The sequence below is a fragment of the Phytoactinopolyspora mesophila genome (assembly GCF_010122465.1).
GTDB classification, from domain to species: Bacteria; Actinomycetota; Actinomycetes; order Jiangellales; family Jiangellaceae; genus Phytoactinopolyspora; species Phytoactinopolyspora mesophila.
Window position 1 is genome coordinate 447,005 of the sequence record NZ_WLZY01000001.1, and the last position, 26,986, is coordinate 473,990.

Genomic DNA, 26,986 nt, shown 5'->3' on the forward strand with positions numbered 1-26,986 from the left:
TGCGGCGGGCGGTTTGATTGGCGACCCGGCGGAGGAAGCACGCCGGAGCCGGGGAGCAGGGTCTCTCCAAGCTGCGGCAGACGAGGGAGGACCCAGGAGACCCCGGGAGATGGAGTCTCTCCGAGCTGCGGCGGGCGCGAGCGATGAGGAGGCACCACGGAGCCGGGGAGGGGAGTCTCTCCATGGTGTGGTGGGCATCAGCGAGCGAGGAACGAGCGAGTCTGCTGGGCAAGGAGAGACTCCCCTCCCCGGCCCTCGGGCCGGGGGAACCAATAGGCGCGTCGTCACAGTCAGCCTGGGCTACTTGGTGACCCTCCTCGTCCTCCTCGTGCTGAACTTCGCCTTACCCCGCGCCATGCCGGGGGACCCGCTGAGCGCTCAACTGGCTGCCGGCTCGCCGAGCTACATCCACGACCCGGAACTACAGCAGGCGGTGCGCGACTTCTACGGGCTCGACGAGCCGCTGACCGGGCAGTTTCGCACGTACATCACCGGAGTCGCCACTGGCGATCTCGGCGTTTCGGTGCGCTACCAGCGTCCGGTGAGCGACATGCTGGTCGAGCGGCTGCCGCGCACGGTATTGCTGGTTGGCACGGCGCTTGTTCTCGGTACCGCCGCCGGGGTTGCCGCGGGGGCGGTGGCGGGCTGGCGTCGTGGTGGGCGCTTCGATTCGGTGGCGCTCGCGGTGGTGACGGTGGTGCGCAGCGTGCCGGTGTTCTTCCTTGCCAGCGCCGCCTGCTATGTCCTTGCCGTCCAGCTCGGCTGGTTCCCGGTATCGGGGTCCGGGACCCGGTTCGCGGCGTTCGGTCCGGCTGAGCGCGTCGTCGATGTGTTGTGGCATCTGGCGCTGCCGGCGAGTGTGCTGGTGGTGTATCACGCCGCGGCGCAGTTCCTGGTGATGCGCGCCGGCATGGTGACGCAGCTGGGTGCGGACCATCTGCTGACCGCTCGGGCCAAAGGCTTGCCGGAGCGGGTGGTGCGCCGCCGCCACGCCGCCCGCAACGCGATGTTGCCGGTGATCGGGCTGCTCGGAGTGCAGGCCGGTGTCGCGATCACGGGTGCTGTCCTGGTCGAGACCGTCTTTCGCTACGACGGCATCGGTTCGCTACTGGTCGATGCGATCAGCCACCGGGACTATCCGCTCATCCAGGGCTGTTTCCTCCTGCTCACCTGCCTGGTGCTGGTGGCGAGCTTCGTCGCCGACCTGGTGACGGCGCGCATCGACCCACGGACGGCACAGTGAGTTTTCGTCGCACGGATTCGGTCACCGGCGTCCCAGGCGCTGAGGTCGCCGGCATTGGCGGCGCCGCCACCGGGGTGTCTCGCAGCGCCGGGTTCCGGCTGCGGGTGGCCGGCGCGGTGCTGCTCGGGCTCTTGATCCTGGTCGCCGTGCTGGCGCCGTGGCTGGCGCCCTACGATCCGGACGTCCCGGCGGGCATGTCGTTCGATGCACCGTCGGCACAGCATCTGCTGGGCACCAACAACATCGGCCAGGATGTGCTCTCGCGGGTCATCTGGGGGACACGGACATCGCTGCCGACCGCCGCCGCCGTGACCGCCATCGCGGTCTTTCTCGGCATCGTGGTGGGCGCCGTCGCCGGGCTGGCCGGTGGCGTGGCCGATCTGGTGTGTATGCGAATCGTGGACGTGCTGATCGCGCTGCCGCGGCTGCCGCTGCTGATCCTGGTCGGTGTGCTGGCCGGTGCCACCCGGGTGAGTGTGGTGCTCGCCCTGGGGCTGCTGGCCTGGGCGCCGATCGCGCGGGTGCTACGCAACCAGACGTTGAGCCTGCGCAGGTGCGGCTTCATTGAGGCTGCCCGAGGCTTCGGTGCCGGCGGGGCATACCTGATCCGGCGGCATGTCGCCGCGGCGCTGGGACCGGTGGTGATCGCCCAGGCGATGGCCGTGGCGAGTAGCGCGTTGCTGCTGGAGACCGGCCTGGCGTTCCTGGGCGTGGCCGACTCCAACGCGGTCTCGTGGGGGCTGGACATCAATCGGGCGCTTGCCGAGCCAGGTGTCTATTTCTCTTCCGCGTGGCTGTGGTGGGTGCTGCCCACCGGGATGGCCATCGTGACGTGCGTCGGCGCATTCATCGTGCTGGGTATCGGGATGGAGCCGCTGGCGAACCGGCGGGTGGAGGTGCGACGGTGACCGCGTTGCTACAGGTGCGTGACCTGCGGGTGGGGTTCGGCGGCGGTGTGCGGGCACTGGCTGGCGTCGACCTGGATGTGGACCGTGGCGAGTCGGTGGCTGTGGTGGGGGAGAGCGGAGCCGGCAAATCCACGCTCGCCTTGGCGCTGACGGGTCTCAGCGACGCACCGGTGATCAGCGGCAGCATCTGCCTGGACGGCGACGAGCTGGTGGGCGCGCCGGCTGATCGGTGGCGCCTGATGCGCGGAGACCGGATCGGCCTCGCCGTGCAGGGTTCACCTCTCAATCCGGTGCTCACGCTCTTCGACCAGATCGCCGAACCGCTGCGGGAACGGCGTGGACTTCGTCGCCGCGAATGCGACGAGCGGGTGCATGCACTGCTGGAGGAGGTTCAGCTCGGGCCGGAGGTCCTCGACCGTTATCCGCACGAGGTCTCGGGCGGGCAACGCCGGCGCGCGGCACTGGCGATGGCCCTGGCGCTGGACCCGGACCTGCTTGTCCTGGACGAACCCACCGGAGGTCTCGACACCGTTACCGCCGCTCAGCTCAGCGCCGCGATCAGCGGGCTAGTGCGTGAGCGCGGCATCGGGCTGGTGATGATCACGCATGCGTTGTCCGAGGCCGCCCGGCTGGCTGACCGGACCCTTGTGCTGTACGCCGGGCAGACGCTTGAAACCGGCCCCAGCCGGTTCGTCCTCGGCGACCCGCGCCATCCCTACACCCGTGATCTCGTCGCCGCGTATCCGGTCATGAGCACGACGCGTGACCTGCGCCCCATCCGTGGAACGGCACCTGACCCGCGTGCGTTGCCGGCGGGTTGCCCGTTCCATCCCCGCTGCGCGCAGGCGGTCGAACAGTGCCGCGATACCCCGGTTTCACTCGCGAGTCCGGCGGGGGTGCCGGAGCTGGCGCTTCGCCGGGTCGCCTGCCACCTCGGCGGTGTCGTCACAGTGCTGGAGGCACGCGGGGTGAGCAAGACGTTCGGGTCGCGCAGAGCCAAGACCGGTCTGCGTGAGGCGTCGCTGGAGCTGCGCAGCGGTGAGGCGGTGGGTGTCGTCGGCCGCTCCGGAAGCGGAAAGTCCACGCTGGCGCGGATCCTGGCCGGTCACCTCCGGTCCGAGACCGGCGAGCTCTACCTGCACGGGCAACCCTTCAATCAGGGGCGCCGGCGCGAGGACCGGCTGCTGCGTAGCCAGGTGCAGCTCATCCAGCAGGACCCGTGGGAGGCGTTGTCGCCGCGGATGACGGTGGCCGAGCTGCTCGCCGAGCCGCTGGTCCTGCAAGGCCGCGAACATGAGGCCGCTGAAGAGCTACCGCTGGCGCTGCGCAGCGTCGGGCTGCCCGGTTCGGCCGGGATGCTCGGGTCCCGCACCCACCAGATCTCCGGAGGGCAACTGCAACGGCTGTGTGTGGCCCGCGCACTGCTGGCCAGGCCATGCGTCATCGTCGCCGACGAGCCGACCAGCATGCTCGACCCCTCCGAGCAGGCGCGGCTGCTGCTGACGCTGCGGGAACGCCAGAGCGAGCTCGGCCTCGCACTGGTGCTGGTTTCGCACGACATGGCCCTGGTGCGCAAGGCCACCGACCGTCTGCTCGTCATCGACGACGGGCGGGTGGTCGAGCACGGACAGACGGAAACCGTGTGCCATTCGCCCCGGACCGACACCGCCAAGCGGCTCATCATGGCCGCTCCGTCCTTGCCCATCACCCACAACACTCACGACACGCAGCACAGACGCGACACGTTCGACACCGACCATATCGACCACACCGGCCGGATCAGCCCGGCCGGAGAAAGACAGGCACACCGATGATCACCCGCCGTACGTTCCTAGGCGCCGGCCTCGGCATGGCTTCGGCCGCCTACCTCACCGCATGCGGCACAACGACCGAGTCGACCGGACCTTCGGGGGAGACCGAGGCGCCCAGCCCGGCCGGATCGCCGCAGCCGCCGGCGCAGGGACCGATCGAGATCAGGCTCCCTGGTAACGACGTCAACTTCCCCTCGCCGTTCTCCTACGGTGGCGGGATCGGCTACATCCAGGCCGCGTACACCTACGACACGCTGATGTGGAAAGACGGCACCGGTGCCTACATTCCGTGGCTGGCAACCGGCTTCGACCGCTCGGACGACGGGCTGAGCTACACCTTCCAGCTGCGCGAGGGGGTGACGTGGTCGGACGACGAGCCATTCACGGCTGAGGATGTCGCGTTCACCTTCGACTACCTGGAGGAGCACCGCGCCCAGCTGGCGCCTACGGTGATCACGACTCCCACCCCGGAGAACATCGAGAGTGTGTCGGCCATCGACACCCATGTCGTCGAGTTCCGGCTGCGCGAGCCGGACTGGACGTTTGAGCAGTTCACCGGTGCCGGGGGTGTCTTCATCATGCCCAAGCACGTGTGGTCGGGCATCGACGAACCGGGTGCCCAGAACGACCCCGAACTGCTCGTCGGCACCGGCCCCTACCGGCTGGAATCGATGGACCTCGGAGCCGGGGCGTATCTCTATGTCGCCCGTGAGGACTATTTCCTGGGCAACCCGCTGATCCAGCGTATCGAGCATGTTCCCGTCGGCGACCCGCTGAACGCGCTGCTGGCCGGCGACATCCACCAGGCGGGCGGCGTCGGACCTGGGACGGGCCTGCGCCCGCAGGCGGTGGAGCCATTCGAGAACAGTGACGAATTCCGCGTGATGGACGCGCCTGCCGGCCACACCGTGACGGCCCTGTATTGGAACATCGAAGCCGGGGGCGCGCTGGCTGACCCGCGTTTCCGGCAGGCGTGCGCGTATGCGATCGACCGTCAGGACCTGGTCGACAGACTCTTCGACGGCCATGGCGCGCCGGGCAATCCCGGGCTGATCCCACCGGGCAACCCGTTCCACACCGACGTCGAGCAGTACGGTTACGACGTCGCCCGCGCGGAGGAGCTCCTCGACGAGGCCGGCTACGAGCGTCCAGGGCCGGATCAGGTCCGTGAGGGCCCGGATGGCCCGCTGAGCTTCGAACTGCTCATCAGCAGCGCCCAGCCTGAACCGCCGGTGCAACTCGTCGTCGCGGCCCTGGCCGAGATCGGCGTGGAGGCGACTCCGGTCACGGTTGACCTGCCGACATTCGGCGAGCGCCGCAACGCCGGTCAGACCGAGCTGTCGATCAACACCTTCGGCGGCACCAACACCGACGAGCAGCCGGACGGCATGGGCAAGGTCTACGCGTCGACGTCGCGCTCGCTGCAACGGGCCCAGGGCTACTCCAATGGCGAGGTGGATGAGCTCATCGCCGAGCAGCGTCGCGCCCTCGACGAGGACGAACGCACCCGCATCGCGCACCAGATACAGGAGGCGGTGGCTGCCGACCTGCCGTTGCTTCCGCTGTTCTACCCGCCGCTGACCACTATCGTGCGCACCGATCCGTTCGACGGCTGGTTCGACACCCCGGGTGGCGTCGGCGGTCTGGTGCCTCACGTGAACAACAAGCTGGCGTTCGTCACGGGCTCCTCGGAGGCTCCGGCATGAGCACCGGCGTGAATACCCGGCACCTGACGGCGCTAGCGCCGCCGGGGGAGCTCGTCGACTGGCGGCTCGCGCTTTCCTACGAGGCGGTGGCTGGCGCCGGCGTACTGGATGCGCTGCCCGGGACATCCGCGCAACTCGCGGAGAAGTGCGGGCTGGACGAGTTGGCCCTGCGGGCACTGCTGGAGGTGCTCGTGGCGTGGGAACTGCTGGTTGTGGACGATGCGGGACGCTACACCGGCGGGCCCGCCGAACTCGGTGCACAGGAGTCGGCGGCCTTGGCGCAGCACGGAGTGTGGATCCGTCGCTGGGCGGCGCTGGCCGGGCCTCGGCTGCGCGAGCGCACGGCGCAGTCGCCCTTGGCGCCGGAACGTCCACCGACGGCAGTGGGCCTGGCGCTGCTGAAGGAGGCCAGCCGGCTTGGCGTCGGCGAGGTCGTGGACGTGTGTATGAGTACCTTGCCTGGAGCCGGCCGGGTGCTCGATCTCGGTGGCGGGCACGGCGCCTACGCTCTGGAGTTGCGGCGCCGAGGCTGCATGGTGACCATGCAGGATCTGCCCGGGGTGATTGAGATCGCCAGCGGCGACGGTGCCCTGCCCGCGGCCGGCGTGGAGCTCGTGGCGGCGGACATGTTCGAGCGACTGGCGCCTGGACCGTTCGACCTCGTGTTGTGCGCGACCGTGACGAACATGTTCGATGCGCAGAAGAACCGGGACCTGCTGAAGCGGATCCGCTCGGTGCTTGCTCCGGGAGGTGCGCTGGCGATCGTCAGCTATCTGCGGGACCACGGCCCGGTGGGTGCGGTGTTCGGTGTCCAGATGCTGGTGGCCACGCCCGGCGGGGATGCCCATGGCGAAGCCGACTACCGCCAGTGGCTGACCGAAGCCGGGTACGGCGACGTCGAGGTTGCCGACATCGAGACCCCGCCGCTGAGCGTTGTCGTCGCCCGCTACTGAAGGTTGTCGGCCGTGGCTGGCGTCACACGGGCAGCACGTACCTGGGCCAGCCGTGCGAGCTCGGCCACGACGTGGTCCGGTGCAGGTATCGCCGGGTGCCGGATCATCTCGCCGGTCACCACGTCGTGGCTGTTCTCCCAGACAGGTTCGACGACGTGGTGACCGTCGGCACGTAGTTGCGCGACATTGCGCGCCACGGCCGGCTTCAACCACATGGCTGCCCCCATGTGAGGGACGAAGACGCTGGGGGCGGACGCGGACAGGATCACGGTCGCGAGCCGGTTAGGTGCGGCGCCGGTGGCGGCCGCGGCGAGGATGTGCGCGGTGGCCGGCAGGACGAGCACGAGGTCGTGGTCGCCCGCCAGGCGCGACGGGCGGTCGGTGGGCCAGTCGGCAGGGTCTTCGCCGTGGACGACGCGCTCGGCGGCGAGCCCGATGGCCTGGGGCTGGACGAACTTCTCCGCCGTGTGGGTGAGGACCACGGTGTAGCTGCCGCCGAAGGCCGCCCGGAGTGCCCGGATGTATGCGGGCAGCTCGGAGACCGCGATGGATCCGGTAGCGCCGATCAGGATACGTGGGGCCGGTGGAAGAAGGGAATGATTCTCATTCATAGTCAGATCTTGAGTCATACCTCACTCAGATGCAAGGCATGGGGATGGCACGTTGGATACACGTTGGAAAACGGGTTCCCGGCCACGTCAGCGTGTACTCAGCGTGCCATGGTCAACGCGAGAAGCGTCAGCACGCTAGACCTCGCGCGCCAGTTCGAGCGTCGCGGATCGCTCGAATTCGGCGCCGATGCGGGCCCAACACTCGGCGACCTCCGTCAGAGCGGCCGTGTCGCCGGCCCGCTGAGCGAGCGCTCGCTCGCGGCTCGCGGCGGCCCAGCGGTTGTGTGTGGTGTAACCGGCGGCCCGTTCCACCAGTTCGTCGGCCTCCGCCTCGCTCAACCGCATCGCCAACTCGGCGGCGACGGCAGCGGCATACCCGTCGAATCGGCCGGAGGTGAAATCAACCGAGGCGGCGGCCAGCGCTTCTTCCAGGTCAGTGCCCGAGTGCAGCGCTACCCGGCCTCGGACGAACGCTTCCCACGGCGCGAGGTTCGGCGAGTTGGCCAGCACGCCGTCGGCTGTCATGGTGGCGGCTCGCGCCCGCCAGCGTCGCATGCCGGCGTCGTCGTCGGAGAGCCCAGCCGCAAGTGCGGCCGCGAGCAGCGGGACCGCGAGCGGTGCGTGCCGTGGACGGCCCGCCGCCTCGATCCGGGACCACAAGATCTCACCGAGCCGCTGCGTCTCGGCATGTTCGCCCGCGAGTGCGAGCGCGGTGACGAGCATGCCGTCCGCTGCGTACGGATGAGCAGTCACGTTGGGGTCTGCGGCGGCGCGCCGGGCCGTGTCCACGGCAGCCGCGATCTCACCGACGGCGACCGCGTACGTTGACGCCGCTCGGTAGGCGTCGACCACCTCGACCGCGGTCTGCGGGAGGGTGGCGTCCATCCGGCTGACCAGATCGAGGCGCCGCCGGCAGACGTCGAACGACGAAGCAGGTTCGCCACGCACGGCGTGAGCGGTGCACAGTGCGTCGAGCGCGGCGCTCGTCAGAGCTGGGTCACCGAATGCCTGGGCAGCATCGACGGCCATACTCGCTGCCTCGAGCTCGACTTCCTGCGGCCGGGATCCGGACATCCAGGCGCGAGCGACGGCGCGGTACGCGTGGACAGTATCCGGGGGAGTCTGTGCGGGATCCGCGTCCTCGGTGCCGGCCCCGACGCGCGTTGTGCCGATCAGCGCGGCGAGTTCGTCGTAGTCGACAGGTGGGTCGAAGTTCGAGCCCCGGAACCGAGTCGCGACGATCACCGCCAGGGCACCGGCTGCATCACGATTCGAGGAGTGCGTGCCCATGCGATCGGCCAGCCGGATCAGCGCCTGAAACTGTGCGCCCGCGCCGGCGACCAGGTGTTCGGCCGCCGCCGCTTGGATGAGTGCGGCGAACTCGGCGCCGGCGTCCGGCGCGATATCCGCCGCGGCACGGAAACGCTCGACGGCCTCGTCGGTGAATCCACGCATGGACACCAGGCGCGCGGCGTCGACGGAGAGCCCATACCGCTCGGCGGCCCCCGGCTGCACGTCGATGGCTTGTCTGATGTCGTCGATCACCGCGTCGAGATCGTCCTGCCACGTCGGTTCCGTGATGCGTCCGAGGAGCCGGCCCATGATGGTACCGGCCCACCGCACATACGCGGTGACGGTGGACTCGTGATCGGCGGACTCGTCGAGCTGTTCCCTCGCGTACTGACGCACGACCTCGAGAATCGTCCAGCGTGCCGGCCCATTGCCGGGCGCTACGCGTTGCACGAGGCTCTTGTCCACCAGCCGGCCGAGTATGTCGGCCACCACCGCGACGTCAGCGCCGGCGACACTCGCGGCGGACGGGAGGTCGAACGTCGTACTGAACAGCGAGATCCTCGCGAGAACGTCGCGTTCGTCGCGCGCCAGCAAGCCGTAGCTCCAAGCGACGACGGCGCGCATCGACCTGTGGCGCTGGGACAGCGCGCGGCTACCGGCCAGGGCACGTAGTTGGTCGTCGAGCGCGACTTCGAGACCGTTGAAGCCCAGTGAGGCGAACCGAGCGGCGGCGAGTTCGATGGCGAGGGGGGATCTGCCGACCCGCTCACAGATGCCGGCGATGCGGGGTTGGTCTGCCGGGTCCAGATCGGCGCCCCCGGAGCGGGCACGCTCGGTGAAGAGGGCGACGGCATCCTCAACGGACCTCAGCGGTCCGAGGTAGATCACCGTCTCTTCGGGGATCGCGAGCCGTTCTCTGCTGGTGATGAGGATGCTGAGCTCGGGCAGCCATTCGGCCAGCCGGCTCACCAGCCCGGCGACGGACTCCGCGACGTGCTCGCAGTTGTCGAGCACGAGAAGCGAGCGCCCGCGCAACCGGGCGGCGATCGTAGCTTCGAGTGACTGGCCCGGTTGCTGCGCGACTCCGAGAGCGCTAGCCACCGACTCGGCCACGCTGCCCGGCGTGGCTGGTACGAGGTCGACGAACCCGCCGCCGGAGGGAAAAGCGTCGGCGACCTCGCCGGCCACGGCAGCGGCGAGTCGCGTCTTGCCGGCTCCACCGGGAGCCACGATGGTGGTGATGCGACTCGCGGTGACGAGGCGTCGCACGGATGCGATCTCTTCGTCCCGGCCGATGAAGCTCGTGCGCGCCGCGGGCACCCCGCGGATGCCGCCGGGAGAACGGGATACGTCGTCGACGAGCCCGGCCGCCATGGAGGCGAGCTGGTGCCGGTCGGCGGCGCCGAGCTTCCTGAGCAACGCCGAGACATGTGACTCGACGGTACGCACCGAGAGGACCAGCGCACGGGCGATCTCGGCGTTGGACGCGCCGCGGGCAATAGCTGCGAGCACATCTCGCTCCCGGGGCGAGACGGTGGGTGTGGGCGCGACCATTGCGTCATTATCGCGGCTGGCACTCAGGCGGCCGGCTCGAGGACGCCTGAGTGGTGGTTCCGTGGTGGTTCCGTGTTCACTACGGATTCGCCGCGGCTGCCGGCGCTGCAGGATGAATCACGTGACCGGAAAAGGCCGGTCACCTCACCGAAGGGAGCCGGCGTGCTGGTGGCTGCGAAGGAATCCGACCTGCGCATCGGATCGGGAAAGAGCGTGCGATTCGAGGGCGAGCGGTACGGGTCCGGCATCTCGTTCTTTCACGTGCACAACGAGCCGGGACAGGGACCCGACCCGCACGTCCACCCCTACAGCGAGACGTGGGTGGTGCTGTCGGGCTCGGCCTTGGTGCGGACCGACGACGGCGAAGCGAATATTTGCGCTGGTGACATACTGGTCGTCGGCGCGGGTACCACGCACGCCTTCCGAGCCACCGGCTCGGAGCCTCTACGGATGATGTGTATTCACGCCTCGTCACGTATCGAGCAAACGTTCTTCGATACCGCGGACGAGCGATTCGCCGGCACGCCACTGCGTGACTGACAGGAGCAGCCATGTCGTTCCAGGCCTACCTCGACAACATCGAGACGAAAACCGGGATCACACCGCGCGAGTTCATCGCACTCGCTCGCGAGCGTGGATTCGACGCCTCCACGAAGGCGACGCCGATCCTCAAGTGGCTGAAGCAGGACTACGGCCTCGGCCGTGGCCACGCGATGGCTCTCGTGCACGTCATCACCAAGGGCGAGCGCATCAGCACGAAGCATGTGGGCAGCGACGGAGTGCACCGCGACGAGTCGGCGGTGCTGTGGCTCGACGGTCAGGCCACGAATCCGGCCCGGTGACACCACCCGCAGGTCGTGTCCGCGTGCCTACCCGTCTAGCCTGGTCACGTAGGCCGTCCGGCGGCACTCCGGCTGCCGGCACGGGTGCGGCGAGGATCAGGAGCCGTCTCGGCCGGGAATCGCCGCAGGAACTCCGCCTCCAGCTCCAGCATGCGCTTGGTGTGTGCTTCCAGCGCCGACTGGCTGCCGTCGAGCAGTGTGTCGTGCCGGGTGTCGTGCAGGTGCCGGACCTCGCGCCGTAGGTCGTCGTCATCCAGTTCTTGAGCGGGAATGCCTTCGGGTCGCTGTGTCATGTAACGCCGGTACCCGTCAACGGGCCGAACATGCTCCGATCATCCGTCCGCATGGTGCCGGACCTGGGCCGGCAAGGTGGAATGCGGGCTGGACAGCGTTGGTTGAGCCAGAGTGTGAACACATCCACTGATTCCGTCATCAAGATCGATATATGGTCCGACGTGGCCTGCCCATGGTGCTATGTGGGTAAGCGCCGGCTGGAGCGGGCGCTGGCCTCGTTCGGCGGGCAGACCTCGATCGAGTTCCACTCGTTCGAGCTCGCACCGGATACACCGGTGGATTTCGAAGGCTCCGAGGTGGATTTCCTGGCGCGGCACAAGGGGATGCCCCGTGAGCGCGTGGAGCAGATGCTGGCGCAGATGACCGCCGTAGCCGCCGAGGAAGGCTTGGCGTTCGACTTCGACGCGCTGCAGCACACGAAGACGCTCAAGGCGCACGAACTGCTGCATCACGCCAAGACGATCGGCCGGCAGGCCGAGTTGAAGGAACGGCTGCTGAAGGCGTACTTCGAGCAGGGCCGGCACGTTGGACGCATCGATGACTTGGCGGCGCTCGCGGCGGAGGTCGGTTTGGAGCCCGGAGCGGCACGAGATGCGCTGGAGTCCGGCAAGTTCGCCGCCGACGTAGCCGCGGACATTGCCCAGGCACGGACTCTGGGTATCAGCGGGGTGCCGTTCTACGTCTTCGACGGGCAAGTCGGGGTGTCCGGTGCGCAGCCGTCCGATGTGTTCGTCGATGTGCTCAACCGTGTCGCCGGCAAGGAGGGGTAGCCATGCAGGACCGCGCTGCTGACCCGATGGACGACGCCTCGCCTGAGGACGTGCCGGTCAGCGGGCTCGTTGTCATGGGTGACGCTGGGGCTGGCGTGTGCGTCGACGGAGTGTGCTCCGTCCCGACGGCGCGCGACGGCGGATCCTGACGGCGGCGACTCCTGGCGGTACCCGAACGCGCACGAGCGGACATTAGGCGACTATTCCGATCAGCGACCAGCTAAGGTCGGGCAGACGTTTCACCGCCGCCCACGCCCGCAACGGGAGGTCACGTGTTGCCGCGCGCTCGACATGAGTATCTGCTCCGTCAGTTGGAACTGCATGGCAGCGTCGTCGCCGCGGACGTCGCCGCTGAACTGGGTGTAGCTCAGGTGACCATTCGCCGCGACATCGTCGAGCTGGAGGAAGCAGGGCTGCTCGCACGGGTACATGGTGGCGCGCTGCAACTGCCCAAAGCCGCGGCGAAACCCGCGGCCGCGCGGACCCTGGTGGGTGTCGTCGTTCCGTCCGCGAGCTCCCACTTCCCCGAAGTCATCCGGGGCATGGAGTCGGTCTCGACCGGCCTGCGGATGAGGATCGCGCTGGGTGTTTCGCAGTACCGGCAAGACGTCGAGCGCGAGCGTGTGGCGCGGCTCCTCGAGCTCGGCGTCCAAGGACTCGTGGTCACGCCGACGCTGACCCTGGACGACGAGGTCGAGGTAGCCCAGTGGCTGGAGTCCTTGCCGGTGCCGGTGGTGGTGCTCGAACGGCGAGGCCAAGACTCCCGGCTGGTCAGACATCTGGACAATGCGCGGACCGACCTGGTTCATGGGACCGTTCTTGCCATCGAACACCTCGTGGAGCTCGGCCACAAGAGCGTCGGCCTCGCGGTATACGACCGGACGCCGACCGCCCGCTCGCTGCATATCGGCTATGACGATGCCATCGCCCGGTTGGGGCTTGATCAGGCTCCGGTCCGCTCTCTGCCGAAAGGCGAGGACGACCCGATGGAACTGATGGACGTCCTGGAACGCTTCTTGGCCGATTGTCTCGGCATGGGCGTGCGGGCAGCGCTGGTCCATACCGATCACCATGCGGCACGGATGGTGGAGGTCGCCCATAAGCAGCGCTTGCGGGTGCCGGAGGACTTCGCGATCGTCGCCTACGACGACGAGGTCGCCGAGTTCGCCGATGTCCCGCTCACAACCGTCACCCCGCCACGCCGTGCGCTGGGTCGCGAAGCACTGCGCATGCTCGCGGAGCGGCTGAGACCTGCTAGCGAGGATCAGCGTCCCACCCTCCACTTGCGCCTGCTTCCTCGTCTGACCATCCGTGAGTCCTGTGGGGCCAAGCGCGTTGCGGTTCGAATGTGACCGTTTTTGTCCGTTGCACGTAAGTCACTGATCCGCCCCTGCCACGATGTGGCGCTCAGAGCCTGTTCCTGAATCCCGGCCGAGTCAGCGACCGGTTTCCTTTACCCGAGACGAACCGATCGAGGGGCACGAAGTGGTCAGGCCAGGAACAGGCTCCTATCTACTTCCAGGTCGTCGGCTCGAGCAAGGAGGCTTACATGAGGATGCATGGTCGCGTTCCACACCGCCTCGGCGGTCTACGCAGGCGGAAGCCCAACCTGATGAACTGGACGCCGCTGAGGCGAGACCGCGGCGCAGCGGTTCGCCGAAGTACGATTGGCCGGAGCCGGGTGAGTGTATGAATTCTCGCCGGTCGTTCACGCGTCGTGAGATCTTACGTACATCAGTTGCCGCGAGCACGGCAGCGGCACTGTCCACGCTGCCCGGGCACGCCGCGGCCAGCGCCGCACCCTCGAATCGGCAGGCGGCACCGGACCCGGTCGATCTGAGCTGGCTCGGCGGGGGAGTGCCCGCGGCGAGCGCCGGTACCACCTGGGGCGTTCCGTGGGCACAAGGCGCGCTGGCCGAGAAACAACAGCTCGCCCTGGCCACCGCGGACGGCACCTCGGTGCCGGTACAAAGCTGGCCGTTGGCGTATTGGCCGGACGGTTCGGTGAAATGGAGTGGTCATGCCATTTCACCTGGCACCGGCGAAGCGGAGCGGCTGCGGCTCGAGCCAGGGCCGTCGGCCCAGCCCGAATCGCGAGTCCGGGTGCGGGAGCGGCCCGGTAATCCGCCTCGTGGGATTCCTGACTCGTTCCACGTCACCACAGGCGTCATCACCGTGCGGGTGCCACGGTCCGGCCAGGTGCTGATCAGCTCGATCGAGCGCGATGGTTCCGAACTTGCTCGCGGCGCCGAGCTGGTGTGCTTGCTCCAGGATGGGCCCGCCCCCGAGTACGGAGCGGGCACGGTCAGCACGCAGAGCTTCGTCGGCCAGGTGGAGAATGCCAGCGTCGAACAAGAAGGCCCGATCCGGGCCGTGGTCAAACTGGAGGGGAGATACCACGGCCCGGACGGCCGGGACTGGCTCCCCTTCACCGTCCGGCTCTACTTCTATGCGGGCGCGGAATCGGTGCGGCTGGTCCACCATTTCGTCTTCGACGGCGACGCGGACCAGGACTTCATCCGAGGACTGGGATTGCGCTGGCGGATGCCCATGCGCGACCTCGAACACAACCGGCACGTCCGGTTCGTCGCCGAGGATGACGGCATCTGGGGTGAGGCGGTCCGGGTCGTCAGCGGGCTGCGTCGTGAGGTCGGTGCGGCGATCCGGCGCCAGCAGTTCGACGGTGTCGCCACCGATCCGGTCGATCAATGGTCGAACGAGGTCCGCAACGGCATCGACGAGATTCCACTGTGGGGTGACTTCAAACTCACGCAGGTGTCGGCCGACTCCTTCCACGTGTCCAAGCGGACCGGAGATCACAGCAGCTGGCTGGACCACGCGGGCCATGGCCGCCGCGCGTACGGTCTGGGCTGGCTGGGCGGTCCCGAAGGTGGTGGGATCGCCTTCGGCCTGCGTGACTTCTGGCAACGCCATCCATGCCAGCTCGACATCCGCGGGGCGGCGAGCGACGAGGCGACGGCCACGGTCTGGTTCTGGTCGCCGGACGCTCCGGCCATGGACCTGCGCCACTACTCGGACGAGCGCCACGGGCTGGGCTTGCTCTACGAGGAGCCGGGACGAGGGCTCGACGACGAGGTCGCTACTCCGGAAGGTGTTGCCCGATCGAACGAGGTGGTTCTGTGGGCGCTGCCGGCGACGCCGTCACGGTCCCGCTTGCTGGAGTTGGCCGACGCGTTACGTGAACCACCGCTACTGGTAGCTGATCCGGAGTATCTTCACTCGGTCCAGCCCTTCGGCCGCTGGTCGTTGCCAGATCGCAGCACCGACGCCCGAGCGGCTCTGGAAGACGACATCGAGAACTGGATCAGCTTCTTCCGCGACCAGATCGAGGAACGCCGCTGGTACGGCTACTGGTTGTACGGGGACGTCATGCACAGCTACGACAGCACCCGGCACACCTGGCGCTACGACATCGGTGGATACGCCTGGGCGCAGGGTGAGCTCAGCCCGGACCAGGCCATCTGGTATCAGTTCCTCCGTACCGGGCGGGCGGACCATTTCCGGATGGCCGAGGCGATGACCTTGTCGATCGCCGAGGCCGCCGTGCATCACGCCGGCCGTTTCGCCGGCCTGGGGTCGCGGCACAACGTGATCAAGTGGGGCGACGGCGCCAAGGAGGCCCGGATCAGCGCGTCACAGCTGAAACGGTTCTACTACTACCTCACCGCTGACGAACGCACCGGCGACTACATGAGGTCCACCCTGCGAGTCGATGAGACCATGCACGACGTGCCGCCGTTGCGGGAGATTTTCCCGGACCCGTCGGGCGACCGCTACATCGTGCGGATCGGACCGGACTGGATCGCCATGGCCAGCAACTGGATGACCGAATGGGAACGCACCGGCGACGGGCGCTACCGGGACTTGATCGCGACCGGACTGCAGAGTATCGCGGACATGGAGCTGGGCATGTTCACCGGTAGCGGCGGGTCGGTCGCGTTCGATCCCGCGACCGGGGAGCTGGAGGACGTCGGCATTAGTCAGTCTCCGTCGAACATCTCGCTTCTCTTCGGCGGCGACCAGATCTTCTACGAGATGATCGATATCGTTGACGTGCCCGACTTCACCCAGGAGTTCTTGAACTTCTGCATCGCCCGGACCGGCACCAACGACGAGCGCATCGAGCTCTACGGCCGCAACTTCAACGCGGGCGCGTTCCGCCACTTCTACTCTCGGATGATGGCGTTCGCCGGTGACCGGCTGGACGACGATTCCTATCGACAGCGGGCGTGGGAGACCTTCGACGGTCAACGCCGGCTTGCTGATGTGCGCACTGTCACCGGGCCGGACGTGGTCACACCCGTCAGCTGGGCCCCGGGGGCCAGCTCGAATGACTTTGGCCAGCACCTGATGAGCATCATCCAATTGCTCGAACTCGCTCCAGAACAGGCGCCTTGAGTCGCGCCTCGTTCGAAGTGATCGGTTGATGGTTGCCACCCAGCCCGTTGCCGGGTGTGGCAACCATCAACGTCGCTTTTTGTCCATTTCGCGTCGCAGGCGCGCCGTATGTCCTGACAATGGCGGCGTGAGTGAGGATGCTAACGATTCTTGGCCGCGCAGCCGGTGGGTAGAGGTGGCCGACCAGCTGTTGCTGGCGGTCCGACCGCACGCGAGCAGTGGCCGTGCCTTGATCAATCTGCCCGGCCCCACCAGCGTGTCAGGGCGGTGGAGCGACGGGCTCGAAGGCTTCGCTCGGACCTTTCTGCTGGCGGCCTTCCGAGTCGGTGGTGCGCACGGCCAGGACCTGCACGGGTTGCTGGAGCAATACGCGCACGGCTTGGCCTGTGGAACGAACCCCGACTCGGTAGAGCGGTGGCCGCGGATGACCGAACGCCGGCAGGCGCGGGTCGAGGCGGCGTCGATCGCGATCGCGTTGTCGGAAACCCGGCTGTGGCTGTGGGACAAACTCGACGAGCGCGTCCGCGAACGCACCGTGCAGTGGCTGGCCGACATCGTCGGGACCACCGACTATGGCAACAACTGGATATGGTTTCAGAACGTCGTCGAGTCCTTTCTCGCCTCGGTCGGAGGACCGTGGAGTCAACGCGATCTGGATCGCAACGCCGAGCTTCAAGAACGCCTCTACGTCGGCGATGGCTGGTACTCCGATGGTGCCGGTCCGGGCGGCGAGCTGCAGAACTTCGACTACTACACTGGGTGGGCATGGCACCTGTATCCCGTGCTCGAGGCCCGGATCCGCGGGGCGGCGCCCGACGACGTCCACCGCAACAGGCTGCGCGCCTTCCTCGAGCAAGCCCCGTCGTTGGTGGGCGCCGACGGTGCTCCGGTGCTGCAGGGCAGGTCGTTGACGTACCGGTTCGCCATGCTGGCCCCCTTTTGGGCAGGTGCGCTGGCTGACGCCACGCCTCTTGAGCCGGGCGAGACCCGAGCCATCACCTCCGCGGTCATGCGACACTTCCTCGACCATGGCGCCGTAGACAACAACGGTTTGCTACCGGTGGGGTGGTACCGCGAGTTCCCGCGCATCCGCCAGCTCTACACCGGCGCTGCTTCGCCGTACTGGGCCAGCAAGGCTTTCGCCGGGCTGTTGCTGTCGCCCGACGACCCGATCTGGACCGATGATCCCGTGCCGCCACAGCACTGGGAGCGGGATTCGATCACCTTGCTGAGCGCACCTGGCTGGCTGGTGCAGTCGACGGCCGGCGACGGGGTGGTGCGGGTGGTGAATCACGGCACCGATCGCCAGGCTCACCTGAAGCTGATGCCGAGCGCTGACGACCCGTTCTACCATCGGCAGTCTTACTCGACCCACAGCTCACCGCAACTGCTGCCGGAGACGATCGCCGGGCCGGTGGATTCGCACACCGCTCTGCTGGATGCGGCCGGCTTGCCGTCGCACCGCGGCCGGATCGAGCGAGTGCACCTCAGCGCCACCGTCGCGGTTTCGCGGAGCCGGCCCTACTGGCTCGACCACGGCGGGATCGGTCCCGCTGGCGACAGTGCATCGTGGTCCGGGTTGCGGCACGGTCCGATGCTGACGATCGCGTCCGTCGTGCGTGGCAGCAGGGAGCTGCGCCTGGTCTGGATCGACACCGACGACCAGGGCAGTGGAGGTGCTGCAGGGCTGGCGAGCGAAGAGAGCCCATGGTTATCCGACCCTGGGCCGTGGCGTGTACACATCGGTGGCTGGCCGCTGGCGGCCGAGCATGAGGAGCTCGTGGTCGAGACGACCGCATGGGAAGACGGCGGCCCCCGCATCCGAGTGTGCCGTTCGGACGGATTCACCTCGCTGGTCCAGGGTGTTCAAGGCCTGTCCGACACCGGGGCGCTCCGCCTGGAAGGCGCGGATCCGCTCGGTGCGGCTTCGGTGACGCCATGGATTCGTTCCCGCGGCCCTGTCGCCGCTGGGCAGGTGACGGCCGCACTTGTGTCGCTGTCGGGCATGCCGCCCGAAGGGGAGGGTTGGCCGGCGTTGCCTGAGGTGGAGACGCAACCGGAGGAGGGCCAGCTGATCGTGCGCTGGCCGGACGGTCACGAGGACACCATCCCGGGATGAATCGACAGTCAGCTACGTAGTGATCATGTTGCTGATGGCGGTCACCGTCAGCACGCAGCCGCCCACGAGAACACCGGTTGCTCCCAGCAATGGGAGATAGCGGCCGAACCGCCCGAGTTTCGGATGCCGTAGGGAGCGTTCCCGCAGCCAGTCCCGGCCGGCGAGGACGGCCATCCCGGCGGCCAGGACCGTACCGGCCAAACCCACGCCGAAGGCGATCACCATGCCGAGCGCAAGCGCGCTACGGCCCGTGAGCAGGCCGCTGATCAGGACGAGAAACGCCGACGGCGACGGCACGAGGGCGCCCACAGAGGCGATACCGGCCAATCCGGCACGGGACCATGGAGCGGCGCCTGGCGGCGGTCCGTGGCCGTGTCCGTGTCCGTAGCTATGACCGTGCCCGTGGCTATGACCGTGCCCGTGGCCGACCAGGACGCGGTCGCGTTCGAGCGCTCGCCACCGCTTCCGGAACACCGCGCCGCCCACCAGCAAGACCACGGCGGCGACGAGAAGCTGTCCCCAGCGTGTCATCGCCTCGATCGAGATGGCGGAGCCGCCGGCGGTGTACCACCACAGCAAGCCGAGGACCAGAACCGACGCCGTGTGCATGGCGGCGACTACGGCGGCGAGCACCAATGCGTGACGGCGACGGCCGTGTTCACCGATGAGATACGCCGCGACCATCGTCTTGCCGTGCCCCGGGCGCAAACCGTGGACGGCACCCACGATCAGCGCGATCACCAGGGCCAGCGGTGGCAGGACCGTGTCGAAGGCACGAACCATGTCCGCTTCGATGCCGCTCAAGAGTCGCTCCGCCGGCTCCGGGCGCGCAGGGTCCGGGCAGTGCCGAGTGCGCCGGCCAGCGCAGCCACCCCGACGGCGCCCCAGAGCGCGACCGGGGCACCGGGCGCTCCGTCCTGCTCGGTCCCGAATGTCCAGGTCACCGTGGTGTCGTCGACGGTGTACAGCGCGCGGCCCGGCGTTGTGGACCCATCGCCGAGCGCCGCCGTGCGGTACGCCTCGTGCACATCGGTCAGGGTGGTGACCTCGATCTCCACGTCTTCGACGTGGGAACGGCAGGTGAAGACGAGTTCGGCGCCGTCGTCGATCAGGCCGTCGAGCCGAACGTCCGCCGGGCAGGGCGTGCCTGCTTGCCGGACCACCACGTTCTCGGCGAGGTAGGCCGCGACGTCGGGGGACGCGATCAGCCGATCGGCATCGGTGTCGCCGACCGGCTCCGGTGGTGCGTCCGGGCTCACGTCGAACACGATCTCCCGGCGGTCCGGCAGCGCGCCCACCAGTCCGCCGAGAACGAGCAGGTCGTCAGCGGGTGCCGACCAGCGCACAACGACGGTCGACTCCTCCGCCGTCAGCTGGACCGTCTGCGGATCGCCGAACGGATGGGCAGCGGCCGAAGAAGCGCCGGCCGACATGGCGAGCACGGCCGCTGTCACAGCAGCCCGGCCCACCCATCTCGTCACGACGGCGCCTGCATCGTGAACGCCGCGACCGGGGAGACGGCGGTGCGTCCCCCGGCATCCTCCGAGCGCGCGTACCAGGTGTACGGGACGTCGGACTCCAGCCCGGTCCAGCTCACCGTGGCAGGTTCGCCCGCGACGGCAGTCACGGTCCCCAGCTCCACCGACTCTTCCTGCACGGCGATCAGGTCGGTCTCGACTCGCTTGTCGTAGCTGTCGTTGAGATCGACCTCGATGGTGAACTCGTCGTCCGCGTCGCCGTATCGATCCAGCGGGTCGTACTCCCACGCGTTGTGCTCGTCGTGCAACGGGGCGTAGGTGTTCACCGCCATCCGTTTGGCGTCGAGGTCCACCTGTAGCAGTCGCAGGAAGCCGGCATTGCGCAGGCCGTCGCGCTCGAAGTTCTGGTAGTTCGCCATCATCTCCACGACGACGCGGCCGTCGACGCCGTCCACGTTCCGCTTGATGTTGAGCGCGACGCCGTGAAAATGCCCGGCCAGGACCATGAAGACGTTCTCGTTCGGCAGGATGAGCTCGTCCCAATACCGTTGTCCGAGCGATGTCCACCGGTAGGTGTCCGGGCTGGAGAGTGTGCCGTCGGCGTGGATGTACTCGTGCGTGGCGAAGATGACGTTGTGGTCGGGATACTCGGCGATGACGTCGGCGGCCCAGTCGATCGCGTCGTCGCCGGCGAAGTACCCCAGATAGACCATCAGGAACTTCGCTCCGGCGATCTCCATGACGTCATAGTGGTTCTGCGCGTCGTTGTCTCGCCAGGCACCGCCGAACCATGGCTGGTCCTCGAACCGGCTGGCCGGGAAGTACTCGTTGAACATTTCCTTTTCGCGGCCCCATTTGTCGTCGTGGTTGCCCGGCGTGACGCCGTAGGGGTGTCCGGTGCGTTCGAAGATGTTCATGACCCGCGAGGCGAACTCGTATTCGTTGCGGGCTCGAGCCTCGCTGTGGGTGCCGTTCATCCAACGCTGGATGATGTCACCGGTGTGGAAGGTGTAGGCGATGTTGCGAGCGTCCTGGTTGGTCACGATCCAACGGTTCATCTCCGCGAACGGTGAACGGTAACCCTCGCTGAGGAACTGCGTGTCGGTCATGTACCCGAAGGCGAAGTCGTACTCGTCCGGGTCTTTGAACGCGAGGTTGGGTTCGGCGTCGTCGTCGGAGAATGCCTCCCGCACCGCCGGGCCATCCATCACCAAGACGTCGACCCGGCGGCCGCGCACGTGGTCGGCGCGGTCCGCCGCACCGACCAGCGTGATCTCACCACCGACGACGCCGCCGTCCGCGGCGAGCAGATCCCACACGTGCGAGCGGTGGTTCCACGCATACATCTGCAACTCGTTTGTGCCCGTCGACCGCCCACTCCAGGCGATCTCCACGTCCTCGCCCATATCCGCTGACGTGGTCAGCTCGTAGCGCTGGAACGGGAACCCGTCGACCGCCTCGGACACCACGGTGTCGCGGCCGACGTCTGGCACCTGTGCGCTGCGTAGCAACTCCTCGCCGTCGATCCGTCGTGACGCCGGCGGCGCGTGATCGGTGACACCGCTGTAGATGCGTGCGGCGCGCTCGTTCACCGGGACCCGGCGGGCGCCGGTGAAGGTCACCTCCACGTTGTCATCGCTCGTGTGCGCGGCGACGGCGCTGAGTTCGGCGCTACCGCTTTCGGGATCGGCGGCTGCGTCGCCGAGCTGCGCAGGGAACGGGCGAGGCGCGGGATCGACGTGCACCGGTGCCAGCTCGTCGTCGGTGAAGTCGCCCGGGTGGCGCAGATCAGCCGGCAGCTCACCCGGCGTCCGCGGCGCCACGACGAAGTCCTGCGAGTTGTTGCCGGTCTGCTGGAGCCGTTGGATGCTGTCGCCGCCGGCGAAGTCCAGAATGTTCATCGCCGACAGCTCCTGGGTGCAAGGGCTGTATATGGCGTCGTAGACGCCGGCGCTGTCGGCGACGCGGCCGTCGGCGTCGTACACGATGACGCCGAAACCGTCGTCGCTGAAGCTGGTGCTGTAAACCGCATCGTAGATGCCGGCATCGTGCAGCGGGGAACCGGAGCGCACCGCGAGGTAGGTGTCACCGGGGTCCAGCGTCACGTCGTCGATCACCGGGATCTGCGGTGACGGGTTGCGGCGGCCGTCGGCCTGGCAGCGGTGGACGGTCCAGCCTTCCAGCGAGACCGGCTCGTCCCCGAAGTTCGCCAGCTCGAAGAAGTTGTCCGACCGCCCGGCTGGACCACTGTGGACGAGTTCGCTGATCCGCACCCCGGTGTCTACCGGCTCCGGATCGGCGTCCTGGCCCGGATCGGGGGTGACGAGTTCGCCCAGGCTCCGCGTTGCCTTGACGAAATCCGCGGAGTTGTCGCCGGTGTTCCGGAACCGCTGGTAAGTCTGGTCGAACCCGTAGTCGAGCCGGTTCGGCAACGCCGCGCCATGGATACACGGGCTGCCGACGGCGGGCTGATGGACACCGTCTGCCTCGTAGACGCCCACGGAGTCCATGACATTGCCTTCGGCATCGGCCAGCAGAGCGCCGAACCCGGCATTGGCCAGGCTCGCGTCGTAGCGCACGTGCGGCACGTCGTCCGGGACATCGACGACGTCGTGCGCGGCCACAAACACCTCGCCGGAGGCCAGAACCGTTCCGGCGGGAATCTCCGCCTGCAGCGTGCCGGGGAAGCGGCGGCCGTCGGCGGCGCACCGGTAGAGCCGCCACGCGCTGATGTCCACCGGTTCGTCGCCGAAGTTGGCGAATTCGACGAAGTTGTCCGAGCTGCCTCCTGGCCCGCCATTGGTGAGTTCACTGATGAGGACGTCGCTTGCCTGCACACCGGGATCTGGCACGGAGGCATTGGGCGAGCCGGGGGTCCGCTCGGCACGGATGAAGTCGGCCGCAGGATCGCCCGTGACGTCGACACGCTGATAGCTCTGGGCACGACCCGCGTCGAGGACATTCGGCAGGGGAGTGCTGTCCAGTGCGCATTCGCTGTCGGTGGGCGCCGCGTAGACCGCGACGGAGTCGATCAGGTTGCGCTCGGCGTCTTCGATCCACGCACCGAAGCCGGCATTGGCGAGGCTGACGTCATAGCGGACGTCGGCGTGCTCCACCGTGGAGTTCTCATGGGCGATGACGAACGTTTCCCCGGGGGCCAGCTCAACGCCGTCCAGTTTCGGTACCTGGGCGTCGTAGACCCGGCTCCCCGTGGCGGCACACCGGTAGATGCTCCAGCCGTCCAGATCCGCGGGTTCGTCTCCGAAGTTCGCGATCTCGATGAAGTTGTCCGAGCTTCCTGCCGGCCCCGTGTTGGTGAGTTCGCTGATGCGCACGTCCGGGCCGGCGGAGGCATCGGACGGCGAACCGGACGCGACGAGGAGGCTGGACGTGACAATCGCAGCGGCCACCACCACAGTGGCAGTGCCGGTGAGCAGACGTCGGTCACTTACGGAGAAATGGCCCATGACGGGCAGACTCTACAAGATCGGTTAACCGACGGTGACAAGTCCTGGGCCGGCGGCCGACGTGTGGCGCAACGTTGTGCACCTGATCAGAATGGTGACTCCACGGGCAACCCGTTCGCCCTGGCGGCCTCAATCAATCTCATGTCGTACGCGAGGAATGCGACCAACTCGTCGGCGAGTTCTAGCGCCGTTGCCAGATGAATGGCATCCAGCGTCCGTAGCTCAGGCGGTAGCAGTACCGCGGCGTCAGCGCGGACGCGCTCGTCGATGTCGAACCGATCACATCGGGCCAGCACGCCCGGCACGTGGGCCAGGGCGGCGGCATCGACTCGTGCGACAGCGCGTGGCAACTCGACCTCAGTCAATGTTGAGGTCACCCAGTCGACGCCAGTCTCCGCCAACCAGTCACGAAGCGCTCTTGTCTCGCTTTCCACCCGGCACAACTTCACCAAGGTGGAGGTGTCCATATACAGCAAAGATCAGTACCTCTCGTCGTCGCGCATCGCGAGAAGTGCAGCCGTGCCGGCGTCGTCATCATCGACTGGTTCGGTGGCCAGCCGTCGGTCGAGGGATGCCAGCAAAGCATCGCGGCCGCCGGTCGCAGGCTTCAAACGACCCTGGGCGATCAGCCGGGCCCGGGCCCCATCGTGGGGCTCAGCCGGCACAATGCGGCCGATCACGGTTCCTCGCTCGGTGATCTCGATGGTCTCGCCGGCCTTCACCCGGCGCAGAGTGCGCGAGGTCTCGTGCGAGAGTTCGCGGATCGATACGGCAGCCATGCGCTCAACGTACCACAAAAGTGTGGGACAAACGTCGTGCGGGCAAGGTCGGCACGTCGTAGACGAGCCGGACGCACGCCGGCGCTGATGTCTGCCACGCCATGGAGAGGTCCCATTCGCCGGAGAGATGTTGTGCTCAGAGGTCGAGGCGCACTACTGCCCGTGCTGGAGATGGGCGGTTGATCTCGACGAATCCGGCGTCAGCGAACAGCGAGGCCGTTCCGTGGTAGAGGTCGGCCGCCGCGACCGACGCACGTGCGGAGGGCTCGACGGGGTACCCCTCGACGGCTTCGGCGCCGTACGACCGTGCGTGGTCGACCGCGCCCGCCAGCAGAGCCGTGGCGACTCCCTGGCGCCGGTGGCCGACCTTGACGACGAAACACGTCACCGACCACACGCCGTCGACGGCTGGTCCGGTGTTCGGTGAATGCAACAGCCGTGGGTATGCCGCCTTCGGTGCGACCGCACACCACCCCACCGGCTGGTTGTCGGCGTAGGCGAGTACGCCGGGCGACGCATCGCTTCCGCGCACCTGATCCTGTAGGGCTGCCCGCCGTGATTCTGTCGTGGTCGAGTGCCAGTCCCGCTGCCGGAACATGAAGAACTGGCACCAGCAGCGCGACGGATCCCCGCGGGTTCCCATGACGGCGACGACGTCGTCCCACCGTTCGCCGGTAGCCGGATGCACCGTGATCATCGTGAACTCCCGATGTCGGATCCGCTACGAGTCTATGCAAGCTGCCGGCGAGGCCGGATCACCCTGGTGGCCGGGGCTGACGTGCTCCGGGTGTGTGTCCGAAGGCGCGCCGGAAGACGTCGATGAACGCGCTCGTGGAAGACCATCCGCAGGTGTGTGCCACGACCGTCACCGGCGTGTTCTCGGCCAGCAGAACCAGGGCGCGATAGAGGCGCAGCTGGGTGCGCCACTGCGGAAAGGTCATACCCAGCTCGTTCCTGAAGAGCCGGGCCAGAGTCCGATCGCTTGCGCCGACCTCTTTGCCAAGGGCCGTCAGGGTACGGTTCTCAGCCGGGTCGGCGCTCAGGATCGCACACAGCGCCGCAAGCCGGGGATCGGTGGGGGCGGGAAGGTGCACCGGCTGCTGGGGCGAGGCCTTCAGCTGGTCGAGCAGGACGGCCCGCAGCCGCTCACGCTCGGGGCTGTCCTCGGTGCTGGTGCGGGTATAGGCGAGGATCAGCTCCCGGAACAGCGGGCTGACGCTCAACACGGTGGGCTCGTCCAGTCCGAGCGGGTTGTCCATGGCGGGCAGCCCCACGAGATGCAGTTCGAGCTCGCCGTGTGCCTGGTGCATATGCATGGACCCGGCTGGTATCCAGATGGCGCGGGTGGCGGGAGCCACCCAGGTGCCCGCGTGGGTGGTGATGGCCAGCGCGCCGCACGCCGCGTATGCGATCTGGTGATCGTCATGGCGGTGTGGGTCGATGCCCGCTCCGGGTTCCAGCCGCTGCTCGCGGGTGGGTGCGACCGGCTGGTGGCGGATTTCCGGCATAAATCGGCAGTTTATCGGAAGCGCGACAGAATGGCCGCCGGTGAACATGGCGTGGTGGCAACGAACAGATCGATCATCCTGATGTCGGTCGGGCATGCATGCGTGGACATCTACCAGGGCGCTGTCGCATCGCTCGTGCCCTTCTTCGTCGCCGAGCGCGCGTACACGTATGCGGCGGTTTCGGGGGTCGTGCTCGCGGCGTCACTGCTGTCCTCCGTGGCGCAGCCGTTGTTCGGTGTGCTGACCGACCGCCGGGCGCTGCCCTGGTTGCTCCCGGTGAGTTCGATCCTCGGCGGGTTAGGGATAGCGCTGAGCGGTCTGAGCGGTTCTTACCCGATGACGCTGGCGTTCGTCGCGCTGTCCGGGATCGGCGTCGCTGCCTATCACCCGGAGTCCGCGCGCCTGGCTCGGATGGCCAGCACGGGGGACCACGCCGCAATGGGCTGGTTCGCACTCGGCGGCAATCTCGGCTTCGCCGCCGCGCCCATCATGGTGGCCGTGGTTGTCGGTCTCGGAGGCCTGCAGCTCTCGCCCCTGCTGGTGGTTCCGGCGCTGGTTGGGCGCGTGCTTTGCCTGCCCGTTCTGCGCGCGTTGTCCGCCGCGGCTCCCGTTCGTAGCGGTTCGGCCGTTGTCGAGCGGACCGCGGGGGCTGACGATACGAGGTCGTTTGTGCGGTTGTCCTTGGCGGTGGTGTGCCGGTCGGTCGTCTTCGTCGGCCTGAGCACGTTCATCGCCGTGTATGCCCAGGAGCGAACCTCGGGCGGCACGTCATCGGGCACCGCGGCGCTGTTCGTGCTCTATCTGGGCGGCGCGGTCGGCACGGTGCTGGGTGGCAGACTGGCCAATCGCTGGGACCGGGTAGTGGTCGTGCGCCGGGCCTACCTGATGGCCGTGGCCGCGGTTGCGGGGATCGTGTTCGTGCCCGGTCCGGCGCTCTACCTGTTCGTAGCCCTGACCTCTGCTGGGCTCTACATTCCGTTCTCGTTGCAGCTCACCCTCGGCCAGGACTACTGGCCGGCGCGCGTGGGCACCGCCAGCGGTATCACCCTCGGCCTGACCGTCAGCGTCGGCGGCCTCGTGAGCTCGCTCATCGGCCGGGTGGCAGATGCCGTGTCCCTGCAGGCGGCGCTGGTACCGCTGATCGCGATGCCGGCTCTGAGCTGGCTACTCTTCCGGACGTTGCCGGAACCGACGGCGCTGATACGTGCGAACGATGGATGACGGCCGCACG

General features: G+C 67.9%; 23 protein-coding genes. 13 read left to right on the top strand and 10 right to left on the bottom strand.

Annotation, left to right across the window (positions count from 1 at the left end; translation table 11 throughout):
• Positions 1-109: 109 nt before the first annotated feature.
• The 5 genes from F7O44_RS02005 to F7O44_RS02025 are packed head-to-tail and all read left to right on the top strand — an operon-like array spanning position 110 to position 6,621.
• On the top strand, positions 110-1,243 hold the full coding sequence (locus F7O44_RS02005) for an ABC transporter permease (protein ID WP_281353362.1): 1,134 nt from the start codon (positions 110-112) through the stop codon (positions 1,241-1,243).
• On the top strand, positions 1,240-2,151 hold the full coding sequence (locus F7O44_RS02010; RefSeq protein WP_162448507.1) for an ABC transporter permease subunit: 912 nt from the start codon (positions 1,240-1,242) through the stop codon (positions 2,149-2,151). Before F7O44_RS02005 ends, F7O44_RS02010 begins: the two co-directional genes overlap by 4 nt.
• Positions 2,148-3,965 (top strand): oligopeptide/dipeptide ABC transporter ATP-binding protein, encoded by a 1,818-nt coding sequence (locus F7O44_RS02015; protein ID WP_162448508.1) that lies wholly within the window; start codon positions 2,148-2,150, stop codon positions 3,963-3,965. The genes F7O44_RS02010 and F7O44_RS02015 overlap by 4 nt, the downstream gene beginning before the upstream one ends.
• Positions 3,962-5,668: an ABC transporter substrate-binding protein gene (locus tag F7O44_RS02020; RefSeq protein ID WP_162448509.1), complete on the top strand. Its 1,707-nt coding sequence runs from the start codon at positions 3,962-3,964 to the stop codon at positions 5,666-5,668. The genes F7O44_RS02015 and F7O44_RS02020 overlap by 4 nt, the downstream gene beginning before the upstream one ends.
• A complete protein-coding gene (locus F7O44_RS02025) occupies positions 5,665-6,621 on the top strand; it encodes a methyltransferase (protein ID WP_162448510.1) in 957 nt (318 codons plus the stop codon). Before F7O44_RS02020 ends, F7O44_RS02025 begins: the two co-directional genes overlap by 4 nt.
• Here F7O44_RS02025 and F7O44_RS02030 read toward each other — a convergent pair.
• Together F7O44_RS02030 and F7O44_RS30895 are read right to left on the bottom strand one after the other, a co-directional pair.
• Positions 6,615-7,232: a flavoprotein gene (locus tag F7O44_RS02030; protein WP_162448511.1), complete on the bottom strand. Its 618-nt coding sequence runs from the start codon at positions 7,230-7,232 to the stop codon at positions 6,615-6,617. The genes F7O44_RS02025 and F7O44_RS02030 overlap by 7 nt on opposite strands.
• Positions 7,233-7,367: 135 nt before the next feature.
• Positions 7,368-10,079: an ATP-binding protein gene (locus F7O44_RS30895; protein ID WP_162448512.1), complete on the bottom strand. Its 2,712-nt coding sequence runs from the start codon at positions 10,077-10,079 to the stop codon at positions 7,368-7,370.
• A gap of 72 nt (positions 10,080-10,151) precedes the next feature.
• On the opposite strand from F7O44_RS30895, the gene F7O44_RS02040 reads away from it, so the two are divergent.
• Positions 10,152-10,619 (top strand): cupin domain-containing protein, encoded by a 468-nt coding sequence (locus F7O44_RS02040; RefSeq protein WP_222850959.1) that lies wholly within the window; start codon positions 10,152-10,154, stop codon positions 10,617-10,619.
• Positions 10,620-10,630: 11 nt separating this feature from the next.
• Positions 10,631-10,921: a DUF4287 domain-containing protein gene (locus tag F7O44_RS02045; protein WP_162448513.1), complete on the top strand. Its 291-nt coding sequence runs from the start codon at positions 10,631-10,633 to the stop codon at positions 10,919-10,921.
• A 44-nt stretch (positions 10,922-10,965) separates the two neighbouring features.
• Here F7O44_RS02045 and F7O44_RS02050 read toward each other — a convergent pair whose 3' ends face one another.
• The gene (locus F7O44_RS02050) at positions 10,966-11,214 is read right to left on the bottom strand and encodes a DUF6158 family protein (protein WP_162448514.1); all 249 of its coding nucleotides are present in this window, start codon (positions 11,212-11,214) and stop codon (positions 10,966-10,968) included.
• Positions 11,215-11,328: 114 nt separating this feature from the next.
• Here F7O44_RS02050 and F7O44_RS02055 point away from each other — a divergent pair, with 114 nt between their 5' ends.
• The 5 genes from F7O44_RS02055 (at position 11,329) to F7O44_RS02075 (ending at position 18,523) form a co-directional block, all read left to right on the top strand.
• Complete coding sequence (locus F7O44_RS02055; protein WP_222850960.1) at positions 11,329-11,985, top strand: DsbA family oxidoreductase; 657 nt, start codon at positions 11,329-11,331, stop codon at positions 11,983-11,985.
• Between the two features lie 2 nt (positions 11,986-11,987).
• Positions 11,988-12,134: a hypothetical protein gene (locus F7O44_RS02060; RefSeq protein WP_162448515.1), complete on the top strand. Its 147-nt coding sequence runs from the start codon at positions 11,988-11,990 to the stop codon at positions 12,132-12,134.
• A gap of 123 nt (positions 12,135-12,257) precedes the next feature.
• On the top strand, positions 12,258-13,337 hold the full coding sequence (locus tag F7O44_RS02065) for a substrate-binding domain-containing protein (protein WP_162448516.1): 1,080 nt from the start codon (positions 12,258-12,260) through the stop codon (positions 13,335-13,337).
• A gap of 337 nt (positions 13,338-13,674) precedes the next feature.
• The gene (locus F7O44_RS02070; RefSeq protein WP_162448517.1) at positions 13,675-16,404 is read left to right on the top strand and encodes an exo-rhamnogalacturonan lyase family protein; all 2,730 of its coding nucleotides are present in this window, start codon (positions 13,675-13,677) and stop codon (positions 16,402-16,404) included.
• A gap of 127 nt (positions 16,405-16,531) precedes the next feature.
• The gene (locus F7O44_RS02075; protein ID WP_222850961.1) at positions 16,532-18,523 is read left to right on the top strand and encodes a DUF2264 domain-containing protein; all 1,992 of its coding nucleotides are present in this window, start codon (positions 16,532-16,534) and stop codon (positions 18,521-18,523) included.
• Between the two features lie 12 nt (positions 18,524-18,535).
• Here the strand turns inward: F7O44_RS02075 and F7O44_RS02080 are convergent, their stop codons facing one another.
• The 7 genes from F7O44_RS02080 to F7O44_RS02110 form a co-directional block, all read right to left on the bottom strand.
• Positions 18,536-19,327: a HoxN/HupN/NixA family nickel/cobalt transporter gene (locus F7O44_RS02080; protein ID WP_162448519.1), complete on the bottom strand. Its 792-nt coding sequence runs from the start codon at positions 19,325-19,327 to the stop codon at positions 18,536-18,538.
• Complete coding sequence (locus F7O44_RS02085; RefSeq protein ID WP_162448520.1) at positions 19,324-20,004, bottom strand: hypothetical protein; 681 nt, start codon at positions 20,002-20,004, stop codon at positions 19,324-19,326. Before F7O44_RS02085 ends, F7O44_RS02080 begins: the two co-directional genes overlap by 4 nt.
• A complete protein-coding gene (locus tag F7O44_RS02090) occupies positions 20,001-23,468 on the bottom strand; it encodes a lamin tail domain-containing metallophosphoesterase family protein (RefSeq protein WP_162448521.1) in 3,468 nt (1,155 codons plus the stop codon). Before F7O44_RS02090 ends, F7O44_RS02085 begins: the two co-directional genes overlap by 4 nt.
• 86 nt (positions 23,469-23,554) lie before the next feature.
• Entirely contained in the window at positions 23,555-23,944 is a 390-nt protein-coding gene (locus F7O44_RS02095; protein WP_162448522.1) for a PIN domain-containing protein, read from the bottom strand.
• A 3-nt stretch (positions 23,945-23,947) separates the two neighbouring features.
• A complete protein-coding gene (locus tag F7O44_RS02100; protein WP_174255866.1) occupies positions 23,948-24,247 on the bottom strand; it encodes a type II toxin-antitoxin system Phd/YefM family antitoxin in 300 nt (99 codons plus the stop codon).
• 136 nt (positions 24,248-24,383) lie between these two features.
• Positions 24,384-24,944, bottom strand: a complete 561-nt coding sequence (locus F7O44_RS02105) for a GNAT family N-acetyltransferase (protein WP_162448523.1) — start codon at positions 24,942-24,944, stop codon at positions 24,384-24,386.
• A 58-nt stretch (positions 24,945-25,002) separates the two neighbouring features.
• Positions 25,003-25,755, bottom strand: coding sequence for a helix-turn-helix transcriptional regulator (locus tag F7O44_RS02110; RefSeq protein ID WP_162448524.1), 753 nt, complete (start codon positions 25,753-25,755; stop codon positions 25,003-25,005).
• A 54-nt stretch (positions 25,756-25,809) separates the two neighbouring features.
• On the opposite strand from F7O44_RS02110, the gene F7O44_RS02115 reads away from it, so the two are divergent.
• Complete coding sequence (locus F7O44_RS02115) at positions 25,810-26,976, top strand: MFS transporter (RefSeq protein WP_162448525.1); 1,167 nt, start codon at positions 25,810-25,812, stop codon at positions 26,974-26,976.
• Positions 26,977-26,986 lie beyond the last annotated feature (10 nt).